Source organism: Roseateles saccharophilus, assembly GCF_031458095.1.
GTDB classification, from domain to species: domain Bacteria; phylum Pseudomonadota; class Gammaproteobacteria; order Burkholderiales; family Burkholderiaceae_C; genus Pelomonas; species Pelomonas saccharophila_A.
Genome location: NZ_JAVDXU010000003.1, coordinates 259,762 through 284,315 on the forward strand (window position 1 = coordinate 259,762; position 24,554 = coordinate 284,315).

At 70.6% G+C, this 24,554-nt stretch carries 30 protein-coding genes; 16 read left to right on the forward strand and 14 right to left on the reverse strand.

Going from position 1 to position 24,554, the window contains the following annotated elements; all coding sequences use genetic code 11:
- The first annotated feature begins 4 nt into the window (after window positions 1-4).
- Window positions 5-499 carry a GNAT family N-acetyltransferase gene (locus J2X20_RS20175; protein ID WP_310268507.1) on the forward strand — a complete coding sequence of 165 codons (495 nt, stop codon included), beginning with the start codon at window positions 5-7 and terminating at the stop codon, window positions 497-499.
- Here J2X20_RS20175 and J2X20_RS20180 read toward each other — a convergent pair.
- Window positions 485-1,099 (reverse strand): YceI family protein, encoded by a 615-nt coding sequence (locus J2X20_RS20180; protein ID WP_310268510.1) that lies wholly within the window; start codon window positions 1,097-1,099, stop codon window positions 485-487. The genes J2X20_RS20175 and J2X20_RS20180 overlap by 15 nt on opposite strands.
- Window positions 1,100-1,196: 97 nt before the next feature.
- On the opposite strand from J2X20_RS20180, the gene J2X20_RS20185 reads away from it, so the two are divergent.
- From J2X20_RS20185 to J2X20_RS20205, 5 genes are all read left to right on the forward strand, one after another.
- Window positions 1,197-1,739 carry an Mpo1 family 2-hydroxy fatty acid dioxygenase gene (locus J2X20_RS20185; RefSeq protein WP_310268512.1) on the forward strand — a complete coding sequence of 181 codons (543 nt, stop codon included), beginning with the start codon at window positions 1,197-1,199 and terminating at the stop codon, window positions 1,737-1,739.
- A gap of 12 nt (window positions 1,740-1,751) precedes the next feature.
- Window positions 1,752-2,765 (forward strand): 2-dehydropantoate 2-reductase, encoded by a 1,014-nt coding sequence (locus J2X20_RS20190; protein WP_310268516.1) that lies wholly within the window; start codon window positions 1,752-1,754, stop codon window positions 2,763-2,765.
- Window positions 2,766-2,852: 87 nt separating this feature from the next.
- Window positions 2,853-3,431: a cysteine hydrolase family protein gene (locus J2X20_RS20195; protein ID WP_310268519.1), complete on the forward strand. Its 579-nt coding sequence runs from the start codon at window positions 2,853-2,855 to the stop codon at window positions 3,429-3,431.
- Complete coding sequence (locus J2X20_RS20200) at window positions 3,424-4,401, forward strand: GlxA family transcriptional regulator (protein WP_310268522.1); 978 nt, start codon at window positions 3,424-3,426, stop codon at window positions 4,399-4,401. Before J2X20_RS20195 ends, J2X20_RS20200 begins: the two co-directional genes overlap by 8 nt.
- A gap of 145 nt (window positions 4,402-4,546) precedes the next feature.
- Window positions 4,547-4,792, forward strand: coding sequence for a hypothetical protein (locus J2X20_RS20205; protein WP_310268525.1), 246 nt, complete (start codon window positions 4,547-4,549; stop codon window positions 4,790-4,792).
- A 65-nt stretch (window positions 4,793-4,857) separates the two neighbouring features.
- Here J2X20_RS20205 and J2X20_RS20210 read toward each other — a convergent pair whose 3' ends face one another.
- The 3 genes from J2X20_RS20210 to J2X20_RS20220 all read right to left on the reverse strand — a co-directional run bounded on the left by J2X20_RS20210 (window position 4,858) and on the right by J2X20_RS20220 (window position 9,300).
- Entirely contained in the window at window positions 4,858-5,997 is a 1,140-nt protein-coding gene (locus J2X20_RS20210) for a serine hydrolase domain-containing protein (RefSeq protein ID WP_310268527.1), read from the reverse strand.
- A gap of 19 nt (window positions 5,998-6,016) precedes the next feature.
- Window positions 6,017-8,170, reverse strand: a complete 2,154-nt coding sequence (locus tag J2X20_RS20215; RefSeq protein ID WP_310268530.1) for a TonB-dependent receptor — start codon at window positions 8,168-8,170, stop codon at window positions 6,017-6,019.
- 107 nt (window positions 8,171-8,277) lie between these two features.
- Entirely contained in the window at window positions 8,278-9,300 is a 1,023-nt protein-coding gene (locus J2X20_RS20220) for a helix-turn-helix transcriptional regulator (RefSeq protein ID WP_310268532.1), read from the reverse strand.
- Between the two features lie 273 nt (window positions 9,301-9,573).
- Between J2X20_RS20220 and J2X20_RS20225 the strand changes: the two genes are divergently transcribed.
- From J2X20_RS20225 to J2X20_RS20245, 5 genes are all read left to right on the forward strand, one after another.
- Window positions 9,574-10,014 carry a hypothetical protein gene (locus J2X20_RS20225; RefSeq protein WP_310268535.1) on the forward strand — a complete coding sequence of 147 codons (441 nt, stop codon included), beginning with the start codon at window positions 9,574-9,576 and terminating at the stop codon, window positions 10,012-10,014.
- Between the two features lie 140 nt (window positions 10,015-10,154).
- Complete coding sequence (locus tag J2X20_RS20230) at window positions 10,155-10,922, forward strand: TerC family protein (RefSeq protein WP_310268537.1); 768 nt, start codon at window positions 10,155-10,157, stop codon at window positions 10,920-10,922.
- A gap of 16 nt (window positions 10,923-10,938) precedes the next feature.
- Window positions 10,939-11,328, forward strand: coding sequence for a DUF1801 domain-containing protein (locus tag J2X20_RS20235; protein ID WP_310268540.1), 390 nt, complete (start codon window positions 10,939-10,941; stop codon window positions 11,326-11,328).
- Window positions 11,328-11,717, forward strand: coding sequence for a hypothetical protein (locus J2X20_RS20240; protein WP_310268543.1), 390 nt, complete (start codon window positions 11,328-11,330; stop codon window positions 11,715-11,717). Before J2X20_RS20235 ends, J2X20_RS20240 begins: the two co-directional genes overlap by 1 nt.
- A complete protein-coding gene (locus J2X20_RS20245; protein ID WP_310268546.1) occupies window positions 11,702-12,481 on the forward strand; it encodes a VOC family protein in 780 nt (259 codons plus the stop codon). The genes J2X20_RS20240 and J2X20_RS20245 overlap by 16 nt, the downstream gene beginning before the upstream one ends.
- 1 nt (window position 12,482) lies before the next feature.
- On the opposite strand, the gene J2X20_RS20250 is transcribed toward J2X20_RS20245, so the two are convergent.
- The 5 genes from J2X20_RS20250 to ureE form a co-directional block, all read right to left on the reverse strand.
- Window positions 12,483-13,325, reverse strand: a complete 843-nt coding sequence (locus J2X20_RS20250) for an urease accessory protein UreD (RefSeq protein ID WP_310268549.1) — start codon at window positions 13,323-13,325, stop codon at window positions 12,483-12,485.
- Entirely contained in the window at window positions 13,315-13,965 is a 651-nt protein-coding gene (gene ureG / locus J2X20_RS20255; RefSeq protein ID WP_310268554.1) for an urease accessory protein UreG, read from the reverse strand. The genes J2X20_RS20250 and ureG overlap by 11 nt, the downstream gene beginning before the upstream one ends.
- Window positions 13,962-14,648: an urease accessory protein UreF gene (locus J2X20_RS20260; RefSeq protein WP_310268556.1), complete on the reverse strand. Its 687-nt coding sequence runs from the start codon at window positions 14,646-14,648 to the stop codon at window positions 13,962-13,964. The genes ureG and J2X20_RS20260 overlap by 4 nt, the downstream gene beginning before the upstream one ends.
- 42 nt (window positions 14,649-14,690) lie before the next feature.
- Window positions 14,691-15,287, reverse strand: coding sequence for an outer membrane beta-barrel protein (locus J2X20_RS20265; RefSeq protein ID WP_310268559.1), 597 nt, complete (start codon window positions 15,285-15,287; stop codon window positions 14,691-14,693).
- 162 nt (window positions 15,288-15,449) lie between these two features.
- Window positions 15,450-16,136, reverse strand: a complete 687-nt coding sequence (gene ureE, locus J2X20_RS20270; RefSeq protein WP_310268562.1) for an urease accessory protein UreE — start codon at window positions 16,134-16,136, stop codon at window positions 15,450-15,452.
- A gap of 91 nt (window positions 16,137-16,227) precedes the next feature.
- Between ureE and J2X20_RS20275 the strand changes: the two genes are divergently transcribed.
- A complete protein-coding gene (locus J2X20_RS20275) occupies window positions 16,228-17,040 on the forward strand; it encodes a crotonase/enoyl-CoA hydratase family protein (protein WP_310268564.1) in 813 nt (270 codons plus the stop codon).
- A 28-nt stretch (window positions 17,041-17,068) separates the two neighbouring features.
- On the opposite strand, the gene J2X20_RS20280 is transcribed toward J2X20_RS20275, so the two are convergent.
- Both J2X20_RS20280 and J2X20_RS20285 read right to left on the reverse strand, forming a co-directional pair.
- Entirely contained in the window at window positions 17,069-17,536 is a 468-nt protein-coding gene (locus J2X20_RS20280) for a hypothetical protein (RefSeq protein ID WP_310268568.1), read from the reverse strand.
- A 106-nt stretch (window positions 17,537-17,642) separates the two neighbouring features.
- Complete coding sequence (locus J2X20_RS20285; protein ID WP_310268570.1) at window positions 17,643-18,287, reverse strand: glutathione S-transferase family protein; 645 nt, start codon at window positions 18,285-18,287, stop codon at window positions 17,643-17,645.
- 93 nt (window positions 18,288-18,380) lie between these two features.
- Here J2X20_RS20285 and J2X20_RS20290 point away from each other — a divergent pair, with 93 nt between their 5' ends.
- The 4 genes from J2X20_RS20290 to J2X20_RS20305 all read left to right on the forward strand — a co-directional run bounded on the left by J2X20_RS20290 (window position 18,381) and on the right by J2X20_RS20305 (window position 21,956).
- Window positions 18,381-20,042 carry an ExeA family protein gene (locus J2X20_RS20290; RefSeq protein ID WP_310268573.1) on the forward strand — a complete coding sequence of 554 codons (1,662 nt, stop codon included), beginning with the start codon at window positions 18,381-18,383 and terminating at the stop codon, window positions 20,040-20,042.
- A 6-nt stretch (window positions 20,043-20,048) separates the two neighbouring features.
- Window positions 20,049-20,738, forward strand: coding sequence for a general secretion pathway protein GspB (locus J2X20_RS20295; RefSeq protein WP_310268575.1), 690 nt, complete (start codon window positions 20,049-20,051; stop codon window positions 20,736-20,738).
- A 115-nt stretch (window positions 20,739-20,853) separates the two neighbouring features.
- Window positions 20,854-21,321 carry a hypothetical protein gene (locus tag J2X20_RS20300; RefSeq protein WP_310268579.1) on the forward strand — a complete coding sequence of 156 codons (468 nt, stop codon included), beginning with the start codon at window positions 20,854-20,856 and terminating at the stop codon, window positions 21,319-21,321.
- Window positions 21,322-21,329: 8 nt separating this feature from the next.
- Entirely contained in the window at window positions 21,330-21,956 is a 627-nt protein-coding gene (locus J2X20_RS20305) for a LysE family translocator (RefSeq protein ID WP_310268583.1), read from the forward strand.
- 19 nt (window positions 21,957-21,975) lie between these two features.
- Here the strand turns inward: J2X20_RS20305 and J2X20_RS20310 are convergent, their stop codons facing one another.
- The 3 genes from J2X20_RS20310 to J2X20_RS20320 form a co-directional block, all read right to left on the reverse strand.
- Entirely contained in the window at window positions 21,976-22,731 is a 756-nt protein-coding gene (locus J2X20_RS20310) for a hypothetical protein (RefSeq protein ID WP_310268586.1), read from the reverse strand.
- A gap of 139 nt (window positions 22,732-22,870) precedes the next feature.
- The gene (locus tag J2X20_RS20315) at window positions 22,871-23,737 is read right to left on the reverse strand and encodes a DMT family transporter (RefSeq protein ID WP_310268589.1); all 867 of its coding nucleotides are present in this window, start codon (window positions 23,735-23,737) and stop codon (window positions 22,871-22,873) included.
- Window positions 23,738-23,803: 66 nt separating this feature from the next.
- Entirely contained in the window at window positions 23,804-24,493 is a 690-nt protein-coding gene (locus J2X20_RS20320) for a helix-turn-helix domain-containing protein (RefSeq protein WP_310268592.1), read from the reverse strand.
- Window positions 24,494-24,554: the final 61 nt, after the last annotated feature.

The window sequence follows — 24,554 nt, forward strand, 5'->3', positions numbered from 1 at the left end:
CCCCATGCTCGAGCCCGACCTGCTGGCCTACAAGGCGCTGCGGGACGCCATGCTGGCCGGCCACCCCGAGGCCTTCACGTCGGACGCCGAGACCGAGGCCCAGCGCGATCTCAGCAGCTACCGCAACCGCCTGGCCGGTGGCGGCGCCACGCTGTTCACGCTGGTGGCCCTGGACGAGGGCCGCCTCGTCGGCGCCCTGACCTGCGAGCGCGAGCCGCGTCTGAAGGTGCAGCACAACGCCCACCTGATCGGCATGATGGTGTCCGACACCCACCGTGGCCGCGGCATCGGCCGGGACCTGCTGATCGCAGCCATCGCCAGGCTCAAGGCCACGCCGGGGCTGGCCCAGGTGACGCTGAGCGTGACGTCCACCAACCGCGCCGCCATCGGCCTCTACGAAAGCCAGGGCTTTGTGCGCTACGGCTGCCTGCCGGACGCGATCCGCCTCAACGACGGCCGCAGCCTGTCCAAGGACCTGATGCGGCTAAGGCTCGACTAGGACGAACTGCACCACCAGTGCGTCCTGCACCGCCAGCAGACCGCCCAACACCGTGAAGGGCTGGATGCCGAAATCGCTCTGGCGCACCACCACCTCGCCGCGCGCGCGTTTTCCCTCGACATCCACCACGAACCATTGCCGCTTCGTCACGCCATGCAGCGTGATCTCGGCCTCGACGGCGCGCCGGCTGCCCTCGCCTTGCTGGTGCAGCGTGCGCACGACCACCTCGGGATGGGCCACGGCGTCCAGGGCCTTCAGCAGATTGGCCCGTGTGCCGGCGCGGGCCGCGTCGTCCACCGCGCTCGAGAACGCTTGGCCCAGGACGGCACGCAGGGTGGGCGGGTCAATGTCCAGCGCGTCGAGCCGAAAGCTCAGCACCGGCCCGACCGCCGGCCAGTCCACTCGCAAATCGGCGGCGCGCAGCACATGGTTGTGGCCCAGTCGCGCGGCCGTGCCGCCGCGAAAGACGAGAACGCGCAGTTCGTTGCCTTGCTCCGGGCTGGGCGCGCCGGCAGACGGCGGCGGGGTGGCACAGCCGGCCAGGCCGGCAAGTGCAAAGGCCAGTAACAGGCGCCGGGTGGCTGTCGCATGCACGCTCATTTCGGGGGTTTCCTGGAGTCTTTTGTCAGCCTGTGCACAACGCCCGGGCGCCATGCTGGACTAGCATAGCCACCATCCTCCTCAAGGGAGCCCCACCATGGCCAGCCTGTTCCGCCCTGCCCTCGACCTGATGGCGCAATACGCGGCATACCACCGCGACCGCCGCAATATCGCCACCCATTTCGTCGGCATCCCCCTCATCGTCTTCGCCATCAGCATGCTGCTGGCCCGGGCGGAGTTCGATCTGGGCCGCACCCCGATGAACGCCGCCATCATCCTGTGGGGCCTCAGCGCCCTCTGGTATCTGACGCGCGGCAACCTCGTGCTCGGTGCCGCCACCGCCATCGTCAACGGCGTGCTGACGGCCCTGGCCATGACCCTGGTCCAGAGCACCACCACCACCGGCTGGCTGGTCATCGGCATCGGCAGCTTCGTTGTCGGCTGGGTCTTCCAGTTCGTCGGCCACTACTACGAGGGCAAGAAGCCCGCCTTCGTCGACGACCTCGTCGGCCTGCTGGTCGGCCCGATGTTCGTCGTCGGCGAGGCCATGTTCATGCTGGGCTGGGGCCGCCCGCTGCTGGCAGAGATCGAGAAGCGCGTCGGGCCGACGCATCTGCGTGACCTGGCACACCCGGTTTGACCCGCTGAACCCATGACCGGCGTTCTGGTGATGGGCGCCGGCTCCGTCGGCTGCTTTGTCGGCGGCCTGACCCAACTGGCCGGCGTGCCCGTCCACTTCGTCGGCCGCCCACGCGTGCTGGCCGCCTTGCGCAAGCAGGGCCTGCGCCTGACCGACCAGGACGGCATGGACCGCCACATCCCGGCCCTGGAACTGCGCCTGCACGAAGAGCCCCCCGCCGGCCTAAAACCCGACCTGGTGCTGCTGTGCGTGAAGTCAGGCGCCACCGTCGAGGCCGCCACGGCCCTGGGCCTGACCCTGCCACTGGGCACACCCGTCATCAGCCTGCAGAACGGCATTGGCAACGCCGACGCCGCCCGCCAGGCCGCGCCGCAGCTGCACTGGCACGCCGGCATGGTGCCCTACAACATCGCCGAGATCGCCCCCGGCCGCTACCACCGCGGCACCGCCGGCTCGCTGGCGGCCGAAGGCAGCCCGGGCGACCTCGCCCTGGCCGCTTGGCAGACGGCCCTGGCCCGTGTCGGCATGGGGCTGGAGCTGCACGGCGACCTGGCACCCGTGCAATGGGGCAAGCTGCTGCTCAACCTGAACAACCCGGTCAACGCACTCTCGGGCATGCCGCTGCGCGACGAGCTGCTGCAGCGGGGCCATCGCCGCGTGCTGGCGGCCCTGCAGGAGGAGGCGCTGAACCTGCTGGAGGCCGCCCACCGCCCCGTCGCCCAGTTGACGCCGCTGCCGCCACGCCGGCTGATCACGCTGCTGCGCATGCCCAGCTTCATCTTCCGCTTGGCCGCGGCGCGCATGCTGCGCATCGACGCCAAGGCCCGCTCCAGCATGGCCGACGACCTGGCCCAGGGCCGCACGACCGAGATCGACGCCCTGTGCGGCGAGGTGGTCCGGCTGGCCCGCAGCCTCGGTCGCGGGGCGCCGCTCAACCATCGCATGCATGGCCTGGTGACAGACTGGCCCAAACGCCGCCAACCCTATTCACCGGTCGAGCTGCTGCGCGCCCTCGGCTTGTCCTGAATTGATCCATCTCCGTCTGCCAGCGCGTGGCGACGGATGCCCGGCAGCGGAACACTGGAGGCCTCAACAACACACCGAGGCCCCACCATGACCACCGCCCTCATCGTCATCGACGTCCAGCAGTCCTTCGCCCAGCGTCCCTATTACGAGACCGACGGCCTGGCCGCCTATCTCGCCGCCCAGAACCGCCTCATCGAGGGCTTCGAGGCCGCCGGCCTGCCCGTCGTGCGCGTCTTCCATGTCGACCACGACTCCAGCGGCGCCGATCCCTTCAGCCTGGAAAGCGGCCATGTGCGGCCGCTCGAAGGCCTGCGCGACTTCCAGGCCACGCACACCGTGCACAAGACCCGCCACAGCGCCCTGGTCGGCAGTGGCCTGGATGTGTGGCTGACCCAGCACGGCATCCGCGAACTCGTCATCAGCGGCATCCGCACCGAGCAATGCTGCGAGACGACGACCCGCCATGCTTCCGACCTTGGCTGGGATGTCATCTACGTGCCCGAGGCGACACTCACCTTCACGATGAAGCACCCCGACGGCTCGCCCCTGACGCCCGCCCAGCTCCGCGCCCGCACGGCCGCCGTGCTGGAGGGCCGTTTCGCCCGCATCCTGGATGTGGAAGGCGCGCTGCAGGCCGTCACCGAAAAGGAAGCTGCTCTTGCCTGAACCGAAACAGGTGCTGTTCGTCCTGCAGGACGACAGCCTCGTCCTCGACTGGGCCGGCCCGGCCGAGGCCCTGCGCCTGGCCAGCCTGGAGATCGCCGACCTGAAGCTGGACACCGCACCCTTTGCGCTGCGCTTCGCGGCGGCCCAGGCCGAAACGACAGGCTCGGTCGGCATCCGGCTGCAGGCCCTGGAAGCCCTGCCCGACAGCCTGCCCGAAGGCAGCTGGATCGTGCTGGTGGGCCGCACCGCGGCCGCCGAGGCCCGCTCGCAGGCATCACGGCGCGAACTCATCGCCTGGCTGGCCCGGCTCGCACCCGGCCGATCGGGCCTGCGCCTCGTCACCGTCTGCTCCGGCGCCCTGCTGGCCGCCCAGGCCGGCCTGCTCGCCGGCCGGCGGGCGACCACCCACCACCACCATCTGGACGACCTCGCCCGCCTGGAGCCGCGCTGCACGGTGCAGCAGGACCGCGTCTTCGTGCAGGACGGCGAGGTCTTCACCAGCGCCGGCGTGACGGCCGGCATCGACCTGGCCCTGCATCTGATCGCCGCCCATGCCGGCGAGCTGGTGGCCGCCCGCGTCGCCGAGCAGATGGCCGTGGCCCTGCGCCGTGGCCCGGCCGATCCCGAGCTGTCGCCGCTGCTGGCCCACCGGCAGCACCTGAACGCACGGCTGCACCGCGTACAGGACGCGCTCAGCCTCGCGCCCGCCGAGGACTGGCCGCTGGAGCGCATGGCCGACCTCGCGGCCACGACGCCGCGCACGCTGAGCCGCCTCTTCGCCCAGCACGCCGGCACCAGCCCCCAGGCCTATCTGCGCGGCGTGCGCCTGGCCGTGGCCAAACGATCGCTGGAGGCCGGCGCCAGCGTGGCGGCAGCCAGCGAGGCGGCGGGCTTCAACTCCGAGCTGCAGCTGCGCCGCGCCTGGGCGGCCGTCGGTTGGCCCGGCACGCCGTCCGGCGCACGGCGCTAACGCCGCTGCGCGGCGGTCCCGCTTCGTCCCGCGGAATTGCAGTTCATCCGGCCGCGCCGGCAATTCATCGCCTGGGCCTCGCGGTGCCCGGGGTCCGTGACGAAACTGCAATCACTGACACAGCAACCCCTCACCGGAGCCCACCATGAACACCGCCGCCAAGACCTTCCTCGTCGCCATCGCTTCCGTCGCCGCCGCAGCCGCAGCCGGTGTGAGCCTGGCCAACCACACGGCCGCCCCGGCCACCGAGGTCGTGAAGCTGGAGCGCGTGGTCATCGTCGGCAAGCGCGCCGAAGCGACCACCGTCGCCCATCTGCCGCGAGTGATCATCGAAGGCCGCCGCGACACCACGACGCTGGCCGCCGCCCAGACGCCGGTCTGGATCGTCTGAGCCCCGCGCTGCCGTCAGTCACCCCCAACCCGCCGCTGGCGGGTTTTTTGTTTTTACTTCTGCCGCTAGGCGCAGCAGGCGTACAGCGCCTGCACCAGCACCGCCGCATTCGGCCCGCCGACGACGCCGGGCGCCATGCGGTTCATCATGTAAGCGAGGCAGAGCCGCCTCTCCACATCCACCAGCACCAGCGAGCCGCCCCAGCCGCCCCAGAAGCAGATGCGCTGCTCGGGGATGAAGGGCAGCGTGGCCGGCTCGGGCAGGCCGTAGCCCATGCCCATGCACAGCGGCACGCCGAGCACCAGGTCGATGCCGCGGGCCTGCACCTCGAAGATGCGGTCCACGGTCTGCGGCTTGAGCCAGCGCCGGCCGGCGAGCGTGCCCTCGCAGGCGACGATGGACTGCAGCTGCGCCACCGAGCGCGCATTGCCATGGCCGTTGGCAGCGCCGATATCGGCCCGGCACCAGTCTTCTCTATGGCTGTAGGCCGCGTCGGGCGCCGGGTTGCCCAGGGTGCGCAGCATGGGGCTGTCGGGCGGAATGGCCGAGAAGTCGACCGGTGCCGGCGGCGGCGGCACAACGCGCGCGACACGGGCATCGTCCTCGGGCGGCAGGCCGATGTGGAAGTCGGCGCCCAGCGGGCCGGCCAGTTCGCTGGCGAGGAAGGCACCAGTCTTCTGCCCGGTGATGCGGCGGATCAGCTCGCCGACCAGGTGGCCGTAGTTCAGCGCGTGATAGCCCGAGGCGCTGCCCGGCGTCCACCACGGCGACTGGGCGGCCAGCAGGGCCGTGCTGCGCTCCCAGTCGCAGAGGTCGCCCATGCCCATGGGCTGCTCCCAGCCGCTGACGCCCGAGGTGTGGCCCAGCACGTCGCGCACCAGGATGCCGCTCTTGCCATTGGCCGCGAACTCGGGCCAGTAGGCGGCCACCGGGGCGTCCAGGTCCAGCTCGCCGCGGTCGGCCAGCAGCAGGGCGCACAGCGACGTCATGGTCTTGGTGGTGGACCAGACATGAGTCAGGGTGTTGCGGTCCCAGGGCTTGCTGCGCGCCTCGTCGCACCAGCCGCCCCAGTGATCGAGCACCAGTTCGCCTTCGACGGTCAGGGCCAGCGAGGCGCCCAGGTCGTCACCGCGCTCGAACAGCGCGTCGAAGGCATGGGCGAGCGGTTCCCATTGCGGCTGATGGTGGCCGAGCAGATGCTTCATGGTGGTCTCCCCCTGTCGATCAGAAGTCGTAGCTCGCGCCGATGGCGAACTGGCGCGGCGGCGTGTAGGTGACCTGGCGGGCCGCGCCCAGCAATGGCGAGGCAATGCTCATGCTGGTGTAGGCCGTCGTGTCGCCGGCGTTGCGGACATAGGCCCAGAGCTTCCAGGGACCGGCCGCGGGGCGCAGCGTGGCGCTCAGGTTGAGCAGGCCGTAGGCGCCCTGCATGGCGTCCGGCGTGTTGAACTCGGTGAAATAGAAGCGGCCGCGCCAGCTGTAGTCGGCCCGCAGCGTCGTGCGCATCTCGCCGACGCTGCCGGCCCATTCGGCACCGAGGGTGACTTGCTGCTTGGAGGCCTGGGCCAGCTGGCGGCCGCGCACATTGACCGGTGTCGTCGGCGCATTGCGCAGGTCGACATTGGTGAAGTCCGTGTACTTGGGATCCATTAGACCCAGGCCGACGGACAGGGTCAGCGGCGCGATGGGCTTGACTGCCGCCTCGACTTCGAGGCCGTCGATGCGCGCCGCCGAGGCATTGGCCAGCAAGGTCGTGGCCTGACCGACCTGGGAGACCTGCATGTCCTTGTAGCGGCTGCTGAAGACGGCCGCGCTGAACACGCCACGACGCTGCAGGAACTCGGTCTTGAAGCCCAGCTCGATGCTGCTGACCTTCTCGGGTTTGACGAGATTGGGCTGCAGGGCGCCGAGGTTGACGGCACCCGACTTGAAGCCATGGGCCCAGCGCGCATAGGCCAGGGTGCCGGTGGCGGGCTTGTATTCGACGCCCAGGCTGCCCGGGGTGCTGGTCCAGCCGTCGCTCGGATGGCCGGTGCCGGCCAGGCCGAAGGCGGCGATGTTCTGGTACTCGTCGGCGCGCTTGCTGTCATGGTTGACGCGCAGGCCGGCCAGCAGCGACCACTGCGGGTTCAGCGTGTAGCGCAGGTCGGCATAGGCGGCGCTGGAGCGGGTGTGCACCATGCCGCCGAGCAGGAAGCCGACGCCGCCCGGGAAAGGCACGGTCAGGGGTGCGCCCGGCACCAGGAAGCCCAGCGGCACCTGGGTCAGGATGGTGATGTCCTGGCTCTGGTCGAACTGCAGGGCCGTGACGCCGACCAGCCATTGCAGGGGGCTGGCCTCGTCGGAGGCGAGGTGCACGTCGACGCTCTTGTCGGTGCTGCCGGTCAGGAAGCCCGAGGTCGTGACCGCGGCCTCGGTGGTGTCGCTGTCCCACAGCCGGTCGACCTTGCTGCGCCGCCAGCTCAGGGAGGCGCTCAGCGTGTTGCTTCCCAGCGGCATCTCCAGCAGGGCCTGGGCCGTGTTGACCTCGACGCGGTTGCTGGAGCCCTGGCTCTTGACGCTGCGCGGGTCGCTGCTCTGCGTGACGCCGTAGAGCAGCACGGGGATGGAGACCGGGTCAGGCAGCACCGGCACGCTCATGCCGGCGTCGCGCTCGCGGTAATGGCCGGCCACGAAGCGCAGCGTGCCATTGCCGCCCAGGCTGGATTGCAGCTGGGCCCGCAGCGCGCGGCTGGACTGGTCGTCCAGGCTGCGCGGCCCCTCGGCCAGCGGGTTGCGGGTATAGCCGTCGGCTTCCTTGACCTGGTAGGACAGGCGGCCTTCCAGCCCCTGGGTCAGCGGGCCCGAGACAAAGCCTTCGCTCTCGCGCCGCTTGTCGCTGCCCAGCAGCAGGCCCAGGCGCGCCTGGAAGCTGCTGGTCGGCAGGGCCGAGATGACATTCATCGCCCCGCCGGTGGCATTGCGGCCGTACAGCGCGCCCTGCGGCCCGCGCAGGATCTCGACGCGCTGGGTGTCGAACAGGGCGGTGTTGGAGCTGGTCTGGTCGGACACATAGGCGCCGTCGCTGTACAGGGCCACGCCGGGGTCGCCACCGGCCAGGATGAAGACATTGCCAATGCCACGGATGAAGAGCTGGGTGGCGCCCTGCCCGTTGGTCACCGAGGTGTTGGGGCTGAGCATGACCAGGTCCGCCAGCCCGGTGTCGCCACGCTCGGCCAGGCGGGCGCCGTTCAGGGCCGTGATGGCGGCGGGCGTGGTGTCCAGCACGGTCACGCGGCGCTCGGCCGTGATGACGACGCGCTCGATCTGCTGGGTCTCGGTGGTCTGGGCCGCGGCCAGGGTGGACGCGACAGCCAGCGCAATGGGGCTGAGTCTCATGCTCTGTCTCCGGTCGCCGCGTCTGTGTGGCGGCGTGGGGGCATGGTCGCGAGCCGCGCTTCAGCCGGCTATGGCGAATCGGCAGCCGGATGTGCCGAATCGGAACTTCAGCGTTGGTTGAGGGTCTGGCTGGGCGATTCGCCAAAGCGCTCGCGGTAGCGCGCCGCAAAGCTGCCCAGCTGCCAGAAGCCCCATTGCGCCGCGACCGAGGTCACCGTGACGCCGGGAGGCGCCGAGCGCAACTCCTCGCGCACGCGGTCCAGCCGGTATAGCTGCAGATAGCGCTGGGGCGAGACGCCGAAGTGGCGCTCGAAGCCACGTGCCAGCGCGCGCACGCCGACGCCGGCCGCTTCGGCGATGTCGGCCACCGAGGGGACGTCGGCCGCATGGGCGTGGATGTAGTCGCGCGCCCGCCGCGTGGACAGCGGCAGGGCCGCCGGTGCGTCCAGGCCCCGTGTGTAGCTGTTGGGCCAGGCCAGCAGCAGCTCGAACAGGGCCGCATCGCGCAGGCTGGTCTCCAGGCGCTGGGCCGCCGCATGGGGATAGGCCGGCGTGGCCGCCAGATGGCCCAGCACACGCAGCAGGGCCGCCACCGGCGCGCCGCCGGCGCCGCAATGGTCGGCAAAGCGCAGCGGATGGGCCAGGTCGGAGCCCAGCAGGCTGCGGCAGGCGCTGCCCATGTCGGCATCGTCGACCCGCAGGTTCAGCAGCTCCATGTCGCCGGACATCTCCAGCCCATGCACCTCGTCCGGCGCGATGACGCCGGCATCGCCCGCGCCATAGAGCTCGCGGTCGCCGCTGCGCCAGACCTCGCCCTGGCGCAGATAGGAGAACACCCAGTGCCCATGGGCCCGGGGCATGGCCATGCGGGTGGAGGTGCCGTAGCGCACTTCGCCCAGGTGCAGACGGGCGAACTCGGCGCCGCGCAGCTTCAGCGCGAGGGTGGATTCGTCCTGCACGCGCAGCGCATGCGGGCCGTAGACGCCACAGAGCACCGCCTGGGCTTCGTCGGGGTTGGTGGTCTCGCAGACCGAGATCAGCCGCGAATTGCTCAACGCAGTCTCCACCTCGGCGCCCTGCAGGGGGTGCTCGGCGCTGACGGTGGGGGCCGCGTTGAGGAGAGGCAGCATGGTCGGGTTGTAGGCCAATTCCAGCGCCGCCGCCATCCGTGCACATGCGTGGACGCGACAGTCACCCGGGTGACAGGCCAGACGGGCGTGACCAAGCACATCCCCTAGTTCAAGCCGTCCTCGAGCTGACAGCGCATCCCGTCGCGATCGCGCCGGACTCGGCGCCTGATTTGCCGCACCGGTCGCATCGCCGTCGCCGCGCGCCGCCCCGCTCCACACACTGCCGCCGCCCGCCCTGCCTGACGCTGGCGGACATCAACCAAGGAGCAAGCCATGATGAACTTCAAAGCAAGCCTGTGCGCCGCCGCTGCGGCCCTTTCCCTGTCCCTGCCGGCCCTGGCCCAGGACTCGAGCTACACGCCGGGCTCGGTCTGGTTCTTCTCCAACATCAAGATCGAACCGGGCCATTTCGAGAAATACATGGACTACCTCGGCAGCAACTGGAAGAAGGTGCAGGAGCTGGGCAAGAAGGAAGGGATCATCGTGTCCTACCACGTGCTGGCCGTGAATGCCCAGCGCCACGACGAGCCCGACCTGGTGCTGGCCGTCGAGCTCAAGGACTACCAGAGCAACGCCCAGCAGCTGGCCTTCCAGAAGAAGATCGAGGCCATGCTGGCCGCCGACACGCGCAAGCAGGACGTCGCCGCCGGCGAGCGCGGCGCCATGCGCAAGCTGGTGGGCAATATGCAACTGCAGGAACTCATTCTGAAGTAGGGTCTGCTCACGCCCCGACAATGGGCCGGGGCATGAACAGACCCATACCCCAAGCAAAACCGAAGCTTGGCTCAGGCTGAGGCTGTCCGTGATCCGCCGGGTGCTGGAGACAATGCCCGGCTGATCAAGGAAGCCTTCCCATGCTCGAACTGCTGACCGACCCGCAGACCTGGATCGCCCTCGCCACGCTGACCGCGCTGGAGTTGGTGCTGGGCATCGACAACATCATCTTCATCAGCATCCTGGTGGACAAGCTGCCCAAGGAGCGCCAGGAAGTGGCGCGCCGCCTGGGCCTGTTCGCGGCGATGTTCATGCGCATCGGCCTGCTGCTGGTGCTGGCCTGGATCGTCGGCATGGTGGAGCCGCTGTTCACCCTGCCCTTCCTCGAGCGCGGCACGTCGGGGCGCGACCTCATCCTCATCGCTGGCGGCCTGTTCCTGATCTGGAAGAGCACCGGCGAGATCCACGGCTCGCTCGAAGGCGAAGACGAGAACCCGGGCGCGGGCGGCAAGGCCAAGGCGGCCTTCGGCGCCGTCATCCTGCAGATCATGGTCATCGACCTGGTGTTCTCGCTGGACTCCATCATCACGGCCGTCGGCATGGTGGACGATGTGCGCATCATGATCGGCGCCGTCATCGCCTCGGTCGGCCTGATGATGCTGTTCGCCGGCCCCATCGGCCGCTTCGTGTCCAACCACCCGACCATCAAGATGCTGGCCCTGGCCTTCCTCGTCGTCGTCGGCGTCGTGCTCGTCGCCGAGGGCTTCGGCCATCATGTGCCCAAGGGCTATATCTACTTCGCCATGGCCTTCTCGCTGGCCGTCGAGATGATGAACATCAAGATGCGCCGCAAGTCGGCCAGCAAGGTCAAGCTGCGCCAGCAGATCCCCGGGAGCACGGGAGACTAGGCGATGATCTGCGGTCATGGAGACACTGTTCCGTTTCCCGACCGCAGCTCGACATGACGCCGCCGTCCAGGCGTGGATGGACGCCCATGCCGGCGAGCTGGGCGACATCGCCCGCAAGTGGTTCGACGTCATGCGCGCCTGCGACGACGACGTGCGCGAGCTGCTGCACGACGGCCATCCCACCGCCTGCGCGGGCGACGCGGCCTTCGGCTACGTCAATGCCTTCACGGCCCACGTCAATGTGGGCTTCTTCAAGGGCGCCGAGCTGCCCGACCCGGCGGGCCTGCTGCAGGGCACGGGCAAGGCCATGCGGCACGTCAAGCTGCGGCCCGGCGAGCCCGTTGACGAAAACGCGCTGCGGGCCCTGATCGCCGCCGCCTGGGCCGACATGTCCGCACGCCTGTGATGGCCCTGCGCCTGGAGCCGTTCACGGCCTTCGACGGCCTGACCTTCAGCCTGACGGTGGAAGATCTGGTCGCCCGCCTCGGGCCGCCCAACCACTGCTCGCGCAACAACGTGGCCCTGACTGCCTACGACTACGGCCACAGCGTGCTGCGCTTCCAGGACAACGGCCGGCTGGAGGAGATCACCAAGCGGGCGCCGGTGCTGCAGCTGGGCACGGTGGCCATCCCCTTCGCCGCCCTCGCCAGCTTCGTGCTGGCCCAGGACACCGAAGCCTTCGAGCGCGCCGGCTTCCTCGTCAGCCCGGCTTTCGGCATCGCCTTCGTGCCGGGCGAGCCCGACTGGGTCACCGCCCTGGCCCGCCACTGCATCCCGACATGGCGGGCGCTGTGATCCGCTGGGCCCTGGCCCTGCTGCTGGCCGCCGGCCTGCCGGCCGGGGCCCAGCCGCTGGTGCGCCTGGATCACATCCCCACGGCCGTACGCAGCCTGGACGCGGCGGCCGCCGACTTCCGCGCCCTCGGCTTTGCCATCAAGCCCGGGCGGCCGCATGCCAAGGGACTGAACAATGCCCATGTCAAGTTCGCCAATGGCGCCGGGCTGGAGCTCATCACGGCCACGCAGGCGCGCGACGCCTTGAGCGGCCGCTATGTGGACCTGTTGCGCGAGGGCGAAGGCCCGGCCTATCTGACCCTGCACGCGGCCGACGCGGCCCGTGCCGCCGCGGCGCTGAAGGCCGCGGGCATCCCGCACCGCCTGGACGCCGACGGCCTCGAGCTGACCGACCCGCGTCTGCCCTGGATCTTCTTCGCCGGAGACAACCGCTCACCGACCGACAGGCCGGAGCACTTCGCCCATGCCAACGGCGCCTTCGCGACGCGGGAGGTGTGGGTGGCAACGGACGACCCGACGCCGCTCGCGCAGCTGCTGGCGGCCCTGGGCGCCAGCTCACGGGAAGAGGCCCGCGGCGAGCCTTTGAAAACCAGGGCGCTTGTCTTTGAACTCGCCGCAGGCGGCCGCGTCGTCATCGTGCCGGCGCGGCACCAGCTCGTACCCGGACATCCGCTGATCGGCGTCGTGATGGCGACGCGCGCGAGCAAAGCGGCCCCAGCCGAGCGGGCCCATGGCCTGTGGCTGGAGCTGCGCAGCGAACGCTGACTCAGGTGGCCCAGATGCGGGGATCGCTGGCCGGCAGCGCCCACAGCTGCTCGCGCCACAACGCCCTCACCCGCCGCAGCGCCAGGGTCACGGCCTCGACCTCGTCGCCGACGACGCGGGCCAGCAGCAGCGCGCCACCCGGCCCGGCCAGATGCGTGATGCCGCCCCGCACGGCCTCGCCGAGCCGGGCGCGGCTGTGGGTCAGCAGGGCCTCGGCATCGGCCAGGGCACCGCCCTGCGCATAGACCAGCGTCCCCAGCACGCGATGGCCCGCCAGGCCGCAGGGGCCGTCGAGCAGGGCGGTGTCGGCGGCATCCAGCCAGCCCCGGTCCAGCCAGCGGTCGGTGATTTCCAGATGCTGCAGCAGCCGCCCGCTGTCGAAGGCCTGGCCGGCCGCCGGCAGCCCCAGGCCCAGGACCTCGGTGGCGAACAGGCTGGCGCCCGCGGCCAGCTTGAACCTGACCTCGTTGCGGGCGATGCAGCCGGGATAGGCCAGCGTCTCCTGCGGCAGCCACTCCAGGCGCGCGCCCTCGCCCACCGAGGCCTGCACGACCTGCGCGGCTTCGCCGGCGTTGGAACGGTAGAAGCGTGTCGCGGCCGGTGTCGTCACCAACAGATGGGCGCTGGGCTGCACATCGATGTGGATGTCCAGGCGGTCCCCGCCGACGAGGCCGCCGGGTGGATGAACCAGCACCGCATGGGCGACGCCGGCGCCTTCGGGGTAGAGCGTCTTCAGCAGCCGCAGCGGACCGTCATGGCGGGCGTGCACGCGGGTGGCATTGCCGCCGTCGCGCGCCGCGCTGAGGTCCAGCCGGGCGGGCCAGCGAATGGCATCAGCTGACAAGCAGGCCCTTCTTCTCGATGAAGGCGACGACGTCGGCCAGCCCCTCGCGGGTCTTGAGGTTGGTCATGACCCAGGGTTTGACGGGCCGCATGCGGGCGGTGTCGCTGCGCATGATGTCCAGGTCGGCACCCACGTGTGGCGCGAGGTCGGTCTTGTTGATGACAAAGAGATCGCTCTTGGTGATGCCGGGGCCACCCTTGCGCGGGATCTTCTCGCCGGCGGCCACGTCGATGACGTAGATGGTCAGGTCTGACAGCTCGGGGCTGAAAGTGGCCGCGAGGTTGTCACCGCCGCTTTCGACGAAGACGATGTCGGCGTCGGGGAACTTCTCCAGCATGCGGTCCACCGCCTCGAGGTTGATGGAGCAGTCCTCGCGGATGGCGGTGTGCGGGCAGCCACCGGTCTCCACGCCCATGATGCGCTCGGGTGCCAGCGCGCCCGCCACGGTCAGCAGGCGCTGGTCTTCCTTGGTGTAGATGTCGTTGGTGACGACGACCAGGTCCCAGCGCTCGCGCATGGTCTTGCACAGCATCTCGACGAGGGTGGTCTTGCCCGAGCCCACCGGGCCGCCGACGCCGACGCGCAGCGGCGGGAGCTTCTTGGTGCGATTCGGAATGGCGTGCAAAGGAGCTGAATTCATGAGCGGAACAGTCTCGAGTACTGGGTTTCGTGGCGGGCGCCAAAGACGCCGAGCAGGGGCGCAAAGGCCATGGGTTCGGGTGCGGCCAGGGCGGTCGCCACGGCTGGCGGAATGGCTTGCACGAGGCGTGCCAGCAGGCGCTGGCCCGAGGTCTGGCCCAGGGGCACGCAGCGCACAGCGGCCTGCATCAGGTTCTCCGCCCAGCCGAAGGCGATGGCCTGCAGGGCCGGCTCCAGCGCGGCGCCCCGCGATGCTGCGGCCGCGCCCATGACGACGGGCCAGGTCGGCGCGGGCTTCAGGCCTTTCAGCAGCGGCAGCACGGCGGCGTCGGGAAGGAGGCTTTGCATCCACGCGAGCAGGCTGCGGCCCATCTGCTGGGCCTGCTGCAGGCTCTCGGACGTCTCGCGCGTCTGCAGCACCCAGGCATTGAGTTCGGCCAGCCGCGCGCTGTCCAGGGCCAGCGCCGACGCGTGCGCGGCCGCCGCCACCGGCAGTTCGGCGCGGGCCTGCACCAGCTCGAGCTGGTTCAGCAGCCAGTCGCCGGCGCTGGCCTCGTCATGCACGACGCCGGCATCGACGGCGGCCTCCAGGCCTTCGGAATAGCTGAAGCCACCGACCGGCAGGGCCGGCGACGCCAGCCAGAGCAGGTGCAGCAGCGAGGCGGGAGAAGGCGGCGTGGACATGGGGCGATTCTGGCCCCGCCAGCGCACCCCCCGCCTTCGCGATCAGAAATTGAAGGCGATGCCGGCGCCCAGCGTCCGCACCGTGACGGTCTGCTTGGGACTGGTGGGACTGTCGCGCAGGGCGGCCCGCGTCAGGTCGACATTGAGGCTGGTGCTCCAGTGACGCGCGAACTGCCACGACAGCCCCAGCCCCGCGTAAGGCTGCACCGAACGCGTCGAGGTGGTGCCGGGGTTGTTGCCCGACAGGCCGACAGCCGGTTGCAGCTTCAGCTCATTGGAGGCACCGCCAAACCGCAGCACCGCGCCAACGCTGGTCGACAACGGCAGGGTATAGGCCGCGCCGACGCCGAAGCCGGTGTATTCGGCAGAGTAGTTGCGGCCCAGGAAGCCCCAGTCGGCGTCGATGTGAGCATAGGTCACCTCGAAGGCCCAGGACGGGTCGAAGCGGTGGCCGGCGCGCACCGTCAGGTTGGAGTCCACCCGGCTGCAGGCGGTGTTGGCGGGGCAATTGAGGCTCACCTTGCCGGTGCCGAACTCCACACCGATATAGGTGGACGCGGCAAGGTTGGGCGATTGTGCAAAGCCGGCAGCGGGCAGGCCCGCGGCAAGTCCGGCGAGCAAGAGACGGATGTACTTCAAGAAGGAACTCCCTGGTTGGCTCATGGCGCGCCGCAGCCCGCCCTTCCAGGGCCGGCCAGCGGCGGCGCGCGCGATGCTAACGGCACAACGAGGCGCCACCAGGAAGAAGGCATCCCTAGGCCGAGGTGAGGATTCCCACCCGCCTCGGCACGTGAGCGGAAGTCAGTGCTTGTGATCGTGGCCGCAGCCGGGGCCATGCACGTGGCCTGGCTCGCCGTGAGCGGCGTGACCATGTCCGTGGTCATGGTCGTGGTTGCAGTCCGGACCGTGCACATGCACCGCCTCGTGCGCCTTGACCGGAATGGCCAGCGGCTTGCGGGCCGGTGCGGGCGCGGCGGCGTGATCGTGCGAATGGCCGTGATCGTGGCCATGGTCGTGATGACCATGGCCCGCCCCCTCGCCATAGGCCCCGCCCTCGGGCTCGAAGGCGGCCTGGGCCTCGGTGACGATGAGATGCTGGCGGCGCAGCATGTCGGCCAGCACGGGGTCGGGCTCGAACTGCAGCAGATCGGGCTGCAGCTCCAGCGGCACATGGCGGTTGCCGAGGTGGTAGGCGGCGCGCAGCAGGTCGAATGCGCTGCCGTGCTCGGCGCAATGCCGCACCTGCAGCACCGGCTGGGCCGCAGCGATGACGCGCAGCAGGCTGCCGTCCTCGGCCACCAGCACATCGCCGCCGCGCAGCGATGTGCCACGCGGCAGCACGACGCCGATTTCGCGTCCGCTGGAATCGGTGGCCGAGAAGCGGCTTCTGCTGCGGGCGTCCCAGTCGAGTTCGAGGGTGGGGGCGCGCTTGACGAGCACGGCGGCGAGGCCGGCGCCGCGGGCGATGCGTTTGGTGGCGTGGATCATGGGCTCAAGTATCGACGCTGGCCCGGTGGCGACAGCGCCCAGGGGTCATGACAGGCATCATGGCGGCTTTCCCGTCCTCTGCCGGTCAGCCATGCAACTCGAAACCCTCACCGTCTCCGTCCAGGACCACATCGCCACCGTCCGCCTGAATCGACCGGACAAGGCCAATGCCATGAACGCCGTGATGTGGCAGGACATCCGCCGCGCCTTCGACTGGGTAGATACCGAGGCCCACGCCAGGGTTGCAGTGCTGGAGGGCGAGGGCAAGCATTTCACCGCCGGCATCGACCTGCAGATGATGATGGGCATCGCCCCGCAGATCCAGGATCCCTGTGACGGTCGCACCCGCGAGAGCCTGCGCCGCGTCATCCTGGACATGCAGGACACGCTGACGAGCCTGGAGCGCTGCCGCAAGCCCGTGCTCGCCGCCATCCACGGTGCCTGCGTGGGCGGCGGCATCGACCTGATCTGCTGCGCCGACATGCGCTATTGCAGCGCCGACGCCTATTTCTCCATCAAGGAGATCGACATCGGCATGGTGGCCGACGTCGGCACGCTGCAGCGCCTGCCCAAGATCGTCGGCTCCCAGGGCCTGGTGCGCGAGCTGGCCTACACGGGCCGGCGCGTGGAGGCGGCCGAGGCGCGCGAGATCGGCCTCGTCAACCGCGTGTTCGACAGCCGCGAGGCGCTGCAGGCCGGCGTGCGCGAGATCGCCGCCATGGTGGCCAGCAAATCGCCGCTGTCCATCCGCGGCACCAAGGAGATGCTGAACTACGCCCGCGACCACTCGGTGGCCGATGGCCTGAACTACATCGCGACCTGGAACTCGGCCATGCTGATGAGCGAAGACCTCAGCAAGGCCATGATGGCCGGCAAGGGCGGGGCGCCGAACTTCCGCGATTGAGCGCAGACGCGGCCGTTGGAACGTCGCTCTACCTGCCGCAGCCCGGCTGCTCGGAACTCGAGTAGGAGGCCTTGAGCGCCTTGGCCAGCCCGAGTGCGGCCAGCTGGCCCTCGTTCAGGCGCAGCAGATCGGGAGCCACCGCGCTGGCCAGCGCCACCATCCTGGTTTCGACGGCGGGATCCTCGACCATGGTCAGTTCCGCGACGTAGAGCTCGCGGAAGCGCCGGCCGGCCTTTTCAACATCCGCCTTGGGCCGGCCTTCGGGCGTCGCGATGATCGCCGCCGTCTTGATGGCCTCGAGGTAGACGCTGCGGCGCAGCTCGCGGAAGGGCCGCTCCGCCTCGGCAACCCGGGCCTCGGCCTCCTTCTTCCTGACCTCGGCCTCCTTCTCGCGGGATGCGTTGAAGCTCAGCACGCTGATGACCACGCCGCAGACGATGCTCAGCACCTGGACCAGCGACGTCAGCAACTCCAGCCTTGTCTTGGGTTCCGCCATGGCGCCTGCTCACTGAAAGCCGGCGTCGCCGGAGGACCGCATTGTTGGGCGATGCAGGGCCGCGCGCCTCCCCAGACCAGAGGACGCCGGGGCGGACGGCCGCGCGCTACGCCGCGCGCGTGTTCACCGCCAGCTGGGCCGCAAACGCCCGCTGGTAGGCCGGCCTGGCCTCACCGCGCGCGACATAGGCGGCCAGGGGCGGGAACTCGTCGAGCAGACCCGTCGAGCGCAGGCGCAGCAGCACGTGCACCATCATCAGGTCGGCGGCGCTGAAGGCACCTTCGAGCCAATCGGCATCGCCCAGCCGTGCCGCCAGCTGCTGCAGCCGCGTGCGCACGCGCGCCTCCAGCGCGGGCAGGCGGTCGGCGTACCAGGGCTGGTCGCGCTCGAACAGGCGGGCCATCGTCAGCTCCAGGATGGGCGGCTCCACGGTGTTGACCGCGGCAAACATCCATGCGACGGCCCGCGCGCGGGCCTCGGCGCCCTCGGGCAGCAGGCCCGGATACCGCTGGCCGAGATGCAGCACGATGGCCCCGGTCTCGAAGAGGGCCAATTCACCATCCTCCAGGGTCGGGATCTGGCCAAAGGGATGCAGGGCGAGGTGCGCGGGCTGCTTCATGGCCTGAAAGGAGACGAGGCGAACCTCGTAGGCCTGGTTCACTTCCTCCAGCGCCCAGCGGACGCGGCTATCTCGGGCCAGCCCCTTGCCGCCGTCGGGGGAGCGTTCGAAGGCGGTGATGGTGAGGGTCATGGTGTCTGTCCTTGCAGCAGGTTGCGGTTATCGGAACGACGATCGACGCCGGCCGAAATCGACACGCGGGTGGAATCGTTATCCTGCCGCCCCATGTACGCGCCCTTCTTCGGCTTGAAACAAGCGCCGTTCTCGATCGCGCCGGATCCGCATTACCTGTTCATGAGCGAGCGCCACCGCGAGGCGCTGGCCCATCTGCTCTACGGGCTGGACGGCGGTGGCGGCTTCGTGCTGCTCACCGGCGAGATCGGGGCCGGCAAGACCACCGTCTGCCGCTGCTTCCTGGAACAGATCCCGGCGAACTGCAATGTCGCCTATATCTTCAACCCCAAGCTCACCGTCACCGAACTGCTGCAGTCGGTCTGCGACGAATTCCATGTCCAGGTGGCGCCGGGTGCCCAGACGGTCAAGGACTATGTCGACCCGCTCAACGCCTTCCTGCTGGCCCAGCATGCGGCGGGCCGCAACAACGTGCTCATCATCGACGAGGCGCAGAACCTCTCGGCCGACGTGCTGGAGCAATTGCGCCTGCTGACCAACCTGGAGACCGCCGAGCGCAAGCTGCTGCAGGTGGTGCTGATCGGCCAGCCCGAGCTGCGCGGCATGCTGGCCCGGCCGGAGTTGGAGCAGCTGGCCCAGCGCGTCATCGCCCGCTTCCACCTGGGTGCGCTGTCCGAAGCCGAGACGGCCCAGTACATCCGCCACCGCATGAACGTGGCCGGCCTCGCCGGCGCCCTGCCCTTTGACCGCACCGGCCTGCGCCTGATCCACCAGCTGACCCGCGGCGTGCCGCGCCGTATCAACCTGCTCTGCGACCGCGCCCTGCTGGGCGGCTATGCCAGCGGCCAGGCCCAGGTCACCGGGGCCATCGTGCGCCGGGCCGCGGCCGAAGTGTTCGATGCGCAGTTCACGCGTCCCCTGCCCCAGCGCAAGCCCGATCCGGTCGGCCTGGGCCTGGTGGTGCTGGCCGCGGCCGTCGCCGGTGCCGGGCTGACCTGGGGATGGCAGCAGTCGCAGGCGGGGCGCGGCAGCAGCGCCGCAACGGCGGCCGCGGCGGCGTCCTCCCCCGCCAGCGCCGCTTCGGCCACGGCAGCGGCCGCCAGCGCCCCTGCCCGGCCGGCCTCGGCCGCCAGTGGCGTGCCGCCGGCACCCGAGCCGCTGCGCCTGGCCGACTGGACGCCGCGCGATGGCGACGCCTGGGCCGCGCTGGCCAAGGCCTGGGGCCTGCCGCTGCAGCCCCAGGTCGACCCCTGCACCACGGCCGCACAGCGCGGCCTGCAGTGCTATCGCAGCAGCAGCGGCAGCCTGTCGCTGATCCGCCTGATCGACCGCCCGGTGCTGCTGACCCTGCAACGCCCCGGCCAGCCGGCGGCCCTCGCCGCCCTGGTGGGGCTGGACGAGAAGCAGGCCACGCTGCTGGTGGACGGCACGCCACGCCGCGTCGCCCTGCCCGAACTGGCCACGGCCTGGCGCGGTGAGTTCACCACCTTCTGGCGGGTGCCGCCGGGCTACGCCAGCCGGGCTGACAACATCGGCCCGCTGCGCAGCTGGCTGGCCACCCAACTGGCCCAGGCGCAGGGCGGCACCGCGGCCTCCGCCGTGCCGGGCTGGCCCGAACTGAGCCGCCAGGTCCAGGCCTTCCAGGCCAGCCAGGGCCTGCAGCCGGACGGCCGCGTCGGCCCCATCACGCTGATGCAGATCAACCGGGCCACCGGTGTGGCCGAGCCGCGCCTGGACGCGCTATCGACCGACTGAACCGCCATGTCCTACATCCTCGACGCCCTGCGCCGTGCCGAAGCCGACCGCGAACGCGAGCGCGGCCAGGTGCCGGGCCTGCATACCCAGCCCCTGTCCGCCAGTGAGGCCTCCGGGCCGCGCCGCTGGTTGCCCTGGGCCGGTGGCGGCCTGCTGCTGCTGGCCGGCATCGGCGCCGGCAGCTGGTGGGCAAGCGGCCAGCACGACACCGCCTCGCCAGTGCCGCAAGCAGCATCCGCTCCGCTGACCGCCGCGCCAGCGCCGATCGCCTCGGCGCCGGTGGCCGTGCCGCCGGCAGTCAGCGCGACGACGCCGCAGCCGGCGTCGTCCGGCTCGCCTTATCTGCCGCCCGCGCCGCCACCGGCCGCGGTGGTTGCCGCCCCGGCGCCCGCGCCCGTGGCGGCCGCGATGCCGGCACCGCCGCCCGCTGCAGCGCCCACCCCGGCCCCCGCGCCGGCGGCCGAAGCGCCCCTCCCGCGCCTGGCCGAGCTGCCCGAAAGCATCCGCCGCGACGTGCCCCGGCTGGTCATCAGCGGCTCGGTCTATTCGGAGGAGCCGTCCGGCCGCTTCGCCATGATCAATGGCGAGGTGCTGCGCGAGGGCGCCCAGCTGGGCCCCGACTTCGTGCTGGAGCAGATCCGCCCGCGCGAGCTGGTGCTGCGCTTCAGGGGCCAGCGCTACCGGCAGCCGGTCTGAGGCAAGGCTGAAAGCCGTCCGGGCGTCACGCCCCTGCCAAGGGCATCCCCGGGTATGACATCCAAGGCGGCTTCATAAGATCCTGCGCTTTCCTCACCCGGCCCTTGGGAGGCGCATGCGCAGGATCCAGACCGTCATCCTGGCCGGACTCGTGTCCGGCGCCCTGGACATCCTGGCCGCGTTTGCCAGCTATGCCTCCCAGGGCGCCACCGCCGAAGGCATCCTGAAATACATCGCCAGCGGGCTGCTGGGCGCAGCGGCCATGCAGGGAGGCATGGGGACGGCAGGGCTGGGCCTGCTGTTCCACTTCCTTCTCACCACCGGCATGGCCGCGGTCTTCCTGCTGGCGGCGCTGAAGCTCCCGGCCCTCACCCTGCGTCCCTGGCTCTGGGGCGCCCTCTACGGCGTGCTGACCTGGGTGGCCATGGTCTATATCGTCGTGCCGCTGTCCGGCGTGACGGGCTGGAAGCTGCCGCAGGGCTGGAACATCGTCAGCGGCCTGCTGTCGCACATCTTCTACGTCGGCGTCCCCATCGCCCACATCACGCAATACGGACTGCGCGGCAGGCCGCGATTTGACTGACCCGAAACATGCTGACCACGCCCCAGATCCTCGCCTTCCTCGCCACCGCCCTGGTGCTGACCGCCACACCCGGGCCCGACAACCTGATGGTGCTCAGCATGGGCATGTCGCGCGGCCGCCGCGCCGGCATGGCCTTCGGCCTGGGCTGCGCCCTCGGCTGCCTGAGCCACACCCTGCTGGCCGTCATCGGCATCAGCGCCCTGGTGGCGGCGTCGCCACTGGCCTTCACGCTGCTGAAGGTGGCCGGCGGCGTCTATCTCGTCTGGATGGGCGTGCAGGCCTGGCGGCACGCGGGCGCCGTGCGGGTGAGCAGCGAAACAGCTGAAGCCACGCCGCTGCGCCAGCTCTTCGTGAAGGGCCTGATCGCCAACGCCATCAACCCCAAGGTGGTGCTGTTCTTCCTGTCCTTCCTGCCGCAGTTCGTTGTCGCGTCGCAGGGTCAGGTGGAGTGGCAGCTGGGGCTGCTGGGCCTGCTGTTCACCGCACAGGCGGCCCTGCTGTTCGGGCTGCTCGGCTATTTCTCTGGCGGTGTCGGCGCGTGGTTGAACCAGCGGCCGAGCGCGGGCCAATGGCTGGACCGGCTCGCCGGCACCGTGTTCATCGGCCTGGGGGTGCGGATGATGGCGGCGCGCTGAGCCTCCCGTCCAGCCCGCTTCAGCGCAGCTGATAGCGGCTGCCAGTCGGCACGCCGTCCCAGGGCTCCAGTTCGGCACGGCGGACGTGGCGCACGCTGTCCGCCCCGAAAAGCAGGTTGTCGAACTGGACCTGCACCAACTCACCGTCCACGCGAACCACGAGACCCGTGCCGATGAATCCGGACGTCGGCTCCCTCCACTTCACCCGCGTGGCCGGTTTCAGCCCGGCGCGGAAAGGCTCCAGCGCCGCCAGATAACGCTCCCGCGCTTCACGCCGCGCCAAGTCGTCGCGTCGCTGCGCTTCCGCCTCGGCCTGGCGCCGGGTCTCGGCCTGCTCACGGGCAGCCGCGAGGTCGGCCGCGGCGACGAACTGCGTCCTCAGCGTCAGCCAGGCCCAGCCGCCGTTCTTGGCGGTGTCGAGATCGAGGGGGCTGTAGCGCACCGTCACGCCCCACAAGGCCCCCTGGGGCGCCTCGCAGGTGACGGCCGACGGCAGCTTCTGGCCATTGACCCGCGTGGTGGCGACGGCCACCACGCCCCGCTCGCGCGCGCAGACCGATGCCAGCGGCTGGAAGACCGCGCGCAGCCCCTCGTAGCCATAGTCCTCATCCGGCCGCCCCGATTCGATGGGCGCCTGCTTCTGCGGGCCTACATAGAAGCCGTAGCGCTTGCCTGCCAGCTGCTGCGCGAACTGCGGCGCTGAATCCACCACCGGCGGGGGCGGGTTGGCGCAGCCCACCGCCGCCAGCACGAGCCCATAGATGGCGCGTTTCATGACGTCTCCCTGATCCTGAGCGCGGCAGTCTAGAAGCCGGTCGCGGGCCGTTTGCCCCCGGTTTTCGGGACCGCGGGGCCCCGGTTTGTGGTGGCCGTCGGGGGCGAGCGTGGCGTAGCGGCCGTGCTAGGGATCCTCTTCAGGCCGCGGGCTCCCGGCTGCCCCAGATCGCCGCGCCGACGATCATCAAACCGCCCAGGATCAGCGAGGCCGACAAGGCCTGCCCCGTCGTCGCCATCACCACGGCGGTGGACAGCAAAGGCGTCAGAAAGGCCAGCAAGCCGATGCGCCGCGGGTCGCCGGCCTTCAGCGCGGCGTCCCACAAAAAGAAGGCGCCGCCCAGCGGCCCCAGGCCCAGTGCCGCAATCAGCGCCAGGTCGCGCGCGTTCAAGGCCACGGCCGGTTCCCACAGCGCATGGCAGCCCAGCGACAACAGCCCCGACACGGCCGCGAAGCTGCCCACCGCGCAGGTCGGGAAGGCCGGCACGCGGCGCGTGGCCAGCGAGTACGTGCTCCACACCAGGGCCGAGCCCAACGCCAGCGCGTAGCCCGGGTGCCAGCCGCCATCCAGCGCGCCGCCCGGGCCGCCGCGACCGAGGATGAGCACGGCCGCACCCGCGAAGCCCAGCAGCGCCGCGCCGATCTGTGCCGCGCGCCAGCGCAGGCCGGGCAGCAGCAGCGGGGCCAGCACCACCATGCCCAGCGGCCACAGATAGTTGATCAGATTGGCCTGCAGCGCCGGCGCGGTGCGCAGTGCGACGAAGAGCAGCAGGTGAAAGCCGAACAGGCCGTAGACGCCCAGCGCCAAGGTCGGCAGCGGCACCTGCCAGGCGCTCAGCTTGAAGCGCGACAGCGGCAGCGCCAACGCGCTGCCCACGAGCAGGCCCAGGCCCGTCAGCAGGAAGGGCGGCACATGCGCGAGCGACACGCCCAGGGCTGCGAGCGAGGCCCACATCGCGATGGCGCCCAGGGCCAGCAGGTCGGCTTTTCTTTCGGTCGTCTTCATGCCGGCAGTCTCGGACCGGCGTCGTCGCGCAACGACGGGCCGTCGTCGCGAATCAGCGGTCGACGATCAGGGCTCGCGGCCAGCGGCGCGGCGCAGCGCGGCGGTCAGCGCCGAGGGCGAGTCATAGCCCACGCGCCGGGCCACCAGCGCCACGGGCAGGCCAGCGGTCCGCAGCAGACGAGCGCGATCCAGGCGCTGGGCGCGCAGCCATTGCATCGGCGTGAGGCCGGTGGCTGACAGGCAGCGGGCGCGGAACTGGGTTTCGGCCAGGCCCGCGCGTGCGGCGAGGTCGGCCACCGTCAGCGGTGCTGCCAGCCGGGTCTGCGTCCAGCGCCGCAGGTCGGCCCAGTTGACGGCACGGCGACCCGCACTTGCCGCGCATGCCTCACCCGGCCCCCAGGCCTGCGCCAGCAACTGTGCGCCCAGTTCCTGCGACACCGGCAACCCCTGGCCCAGCGACGCCGCCAGGAAGCGCGCAAGGTGATCCACGGACGGCGCATGCCGCGGCCGCGCCGCACACTGCAGCCAGGCCGGGTCGGCGGTGTCCAGCACCAGGCACCGGCTGCCCTGCGGCGCCTCGAAGTCATGCAGTTCGCCGGGCGGGATCAGCAGCCCTTGCCCAGCCGCCAGCCGTTGGCCGCGGCCATCGACCTCCAGCTCCAGCGCCCCCTGCAGGGTCCACAGCACCTGCACATGCTCATGCGCATGGCTGCCGCGAGAAGGGCCGTAGTGGCGCAAGGCGAACGAAGGCGTCATGGTGCCGCAAGCGTACACGGCGCCGACGTACACAGATCGCTGTCAGCTGGCTGAGTAAAGC

Excerpts from the sequence above, each read along its gene's own strand:
- J2X20_RS20175 (WP_310268507.1), top strand. The coding sequence starts at position 5 with ATGCTCGAGCCCGACCTGCTGGCCTACAAGGCGCTGCGGGACGCCATG.
- J2X20_RS20180 (WP_310268510.1), bottom strand. The coding sequence starts at position 1,099 with ATGAGCGTGCATGCGACAGCCACCCGGCGCCTGTTACTGGCCTTTGCA.
- J2X20_RS20185 (WP_310268512.1), top strand. The coding sequence starts at position 1,197 with ATGGCCAGCCTGTTCCGCCCTGCCCTCGACCTGATGGCGCAATACGCG.
- J2X20_RS20190 (WP_310268516.1), top strand. The coding sequence starts at position 1,752 with ATGACCGGCGTTCTGGTGATGGGCGCCGGCTCCGTCGGCTGCTTTGTC.
- J2X20_RS20195 (WP_310268519.1), top strand. The coding sequence starts at position 2,853 with ATGACCACCGCCCTCATCGTCATCGACGTCCAGCAGTCCTTCGCCCAG.
- J2X20_RS20205 (WP_310268525.1), top strand. The coding sequence starts at position 4,547 with ATGAACACCGCCGCCAAGACCTTCCTCGTCGCCATCGCTTCCGTCGCC.
- J2X20_RS20210 (WP_310268527.1), bottom strand. The coding sequence starts at position 5,997 with ATGAAGCATCTGCTCGGCCACCATCAGCCGCAATGGGAACCGCTCGCC.
- J2X20_RS20215 (WP_310268530.1), bottom strand. The coding sequence starts at position 8,170 with ATGAGACTCAGCCCCATTGCGCTGGCTGTCGCGTCCACCCTGGCCGCG.
- J2X20_RS20220 (WP_310268532.1), bottom strand. The coding sequence starts at position 9,300 with ATGCTGCCTCTCCTCAACGCGGCCCCCACCGTCAGCGCCGAGCACCCC.
- J2X20_RS20225 (WP_310268535.1), top strand. The coding sequence starts at position 9,574 with ATGATGAACTTCAAAGCAAGCCTGTGCGCCGCCGCTGCGGCCCTTTCC.
- J2X20_RS20230 (WP_310268537.1), top strand. The coding sequence starts at position 10,155 with ATGCTCGAACTGCTGACCGACCCGCAGACCTGGATCGCCCTCGCCACG.
- J2X20_RS20235 (WP_310268540.1), top strand. The coding sequence starts at position 10,939 with ATGGAGACACTGTTCCGTTTCCCGACCGCAGCTCGACATGACGCCGCC.
- J2X20_RS20240 (WP_310268543.1), top strand. The coding sequence starts at position 11,328 with ATGGCCCTGCGCCTGGAGCCGTTCACGGCCTTCGACGGCCTGACCTTC.
- J2X20_RS20245 (WP_310268546.1), top strand. The coding sequence starts at position 11,702 with ATGGCGGGCGCTGTGATCCGCTGGGCCCTGGCCCTGCTGCTGGCCGCC.
- ureG (WP_310268554.1), bottom strand. The coding sequence starts at position 13,965 with ATGAATTCAGCTCCTTTGCACGCCATTCCGAATCGCACCAAGAAGCTC.
- J2X20_RS20260 (WP_310268556.1), bottom strand. The coding sequence starts at position 14,648 with ATGTCCACGCCGCCTTCTCCCGCCTCGCTGCTGCACCTGCTCTGGCTG.
- ureE (WP_310268562.1), bottom strand. The coding sequence starts at position 16,136 with ATGATCCACGCCACCAAACGCATCGCCCGCGGCGCCGGCCTCGCCGCC.
- J2X20_RS20275 (WP_310268564.1), top strand. The coding sequence starts at position 16,228 with ATGCAACTCGAAACCCTCACCGTCTCCGTCCAGGACCACATCGCCACC.
- J2X20_RS20280 (WP_310268568.1), bottom strand. The coding sequence starts at position 17,536 with ATGGCGGAACCCAAGACAAGGCTGGAGTTGCTGACGTCGCTGGTCCAG.
- J2X20_RS20285 (WP_310268570.1), bottom strand. The coding sequence starts at position 18,287 with ATGACCCTCACCATCACCGCCTTCGAACGCTCCCCCGACGGCGGCAAG.
- J2X20_RS20290 (WP_310268573.1), top strand. The coding sequence starts at position 18,381 with ATGTACGCGCCCTTCTTCGGCTTGAAACAAGCGCCGTTCTCGATCGCG.
- J2X20_RS20295 (WP_310268575.1), top strand. The coding sequence starts at position 20,049 with ATGTCCTACATCCTCGACGCCCTGCGCCGTGCCGAAGCCGACCGCGAA.
- J2X20_RS20300 (WP_310268579.1), top strand. The coding sequence starts at position 20,854 with ATGCGCAGGATCCAGACCGTCATCCTGGCCGGACTCGTGTCCGGCGCC.
- J2X20_RS20305 (WP_310268583.1), top strand. The coding sequence starts at position 21,330 with ATGCTGACCACGCCCCAGATCCTCGCCTTCCTCGCCACCGCCCTGGTG.
- J2X20_RS20310 (WP_310268586.1), bottom strand. The coding sequence starts at position 22,731 with ATGAAACGCGCCATCTATGGGCTCGTGCTGGCGGCGGTGGGCTGCGCC.
- J2X20_RS20315 (WP_310268589.1), bottom strand. The coding sequence starts at position 23,737 with ATGAAGACGACCGAAAGAAAAGCCGACCTGCTGGCCCTGGGCGCCATC.
- J2X20_RS20320 (WP_310268592.1), bottom strand. The coding sequence starts at position 24,493 with ATGACGCCTTCGTTCGCCTTGCGCCACTACGGCCCTTCTCGCGGCAGC.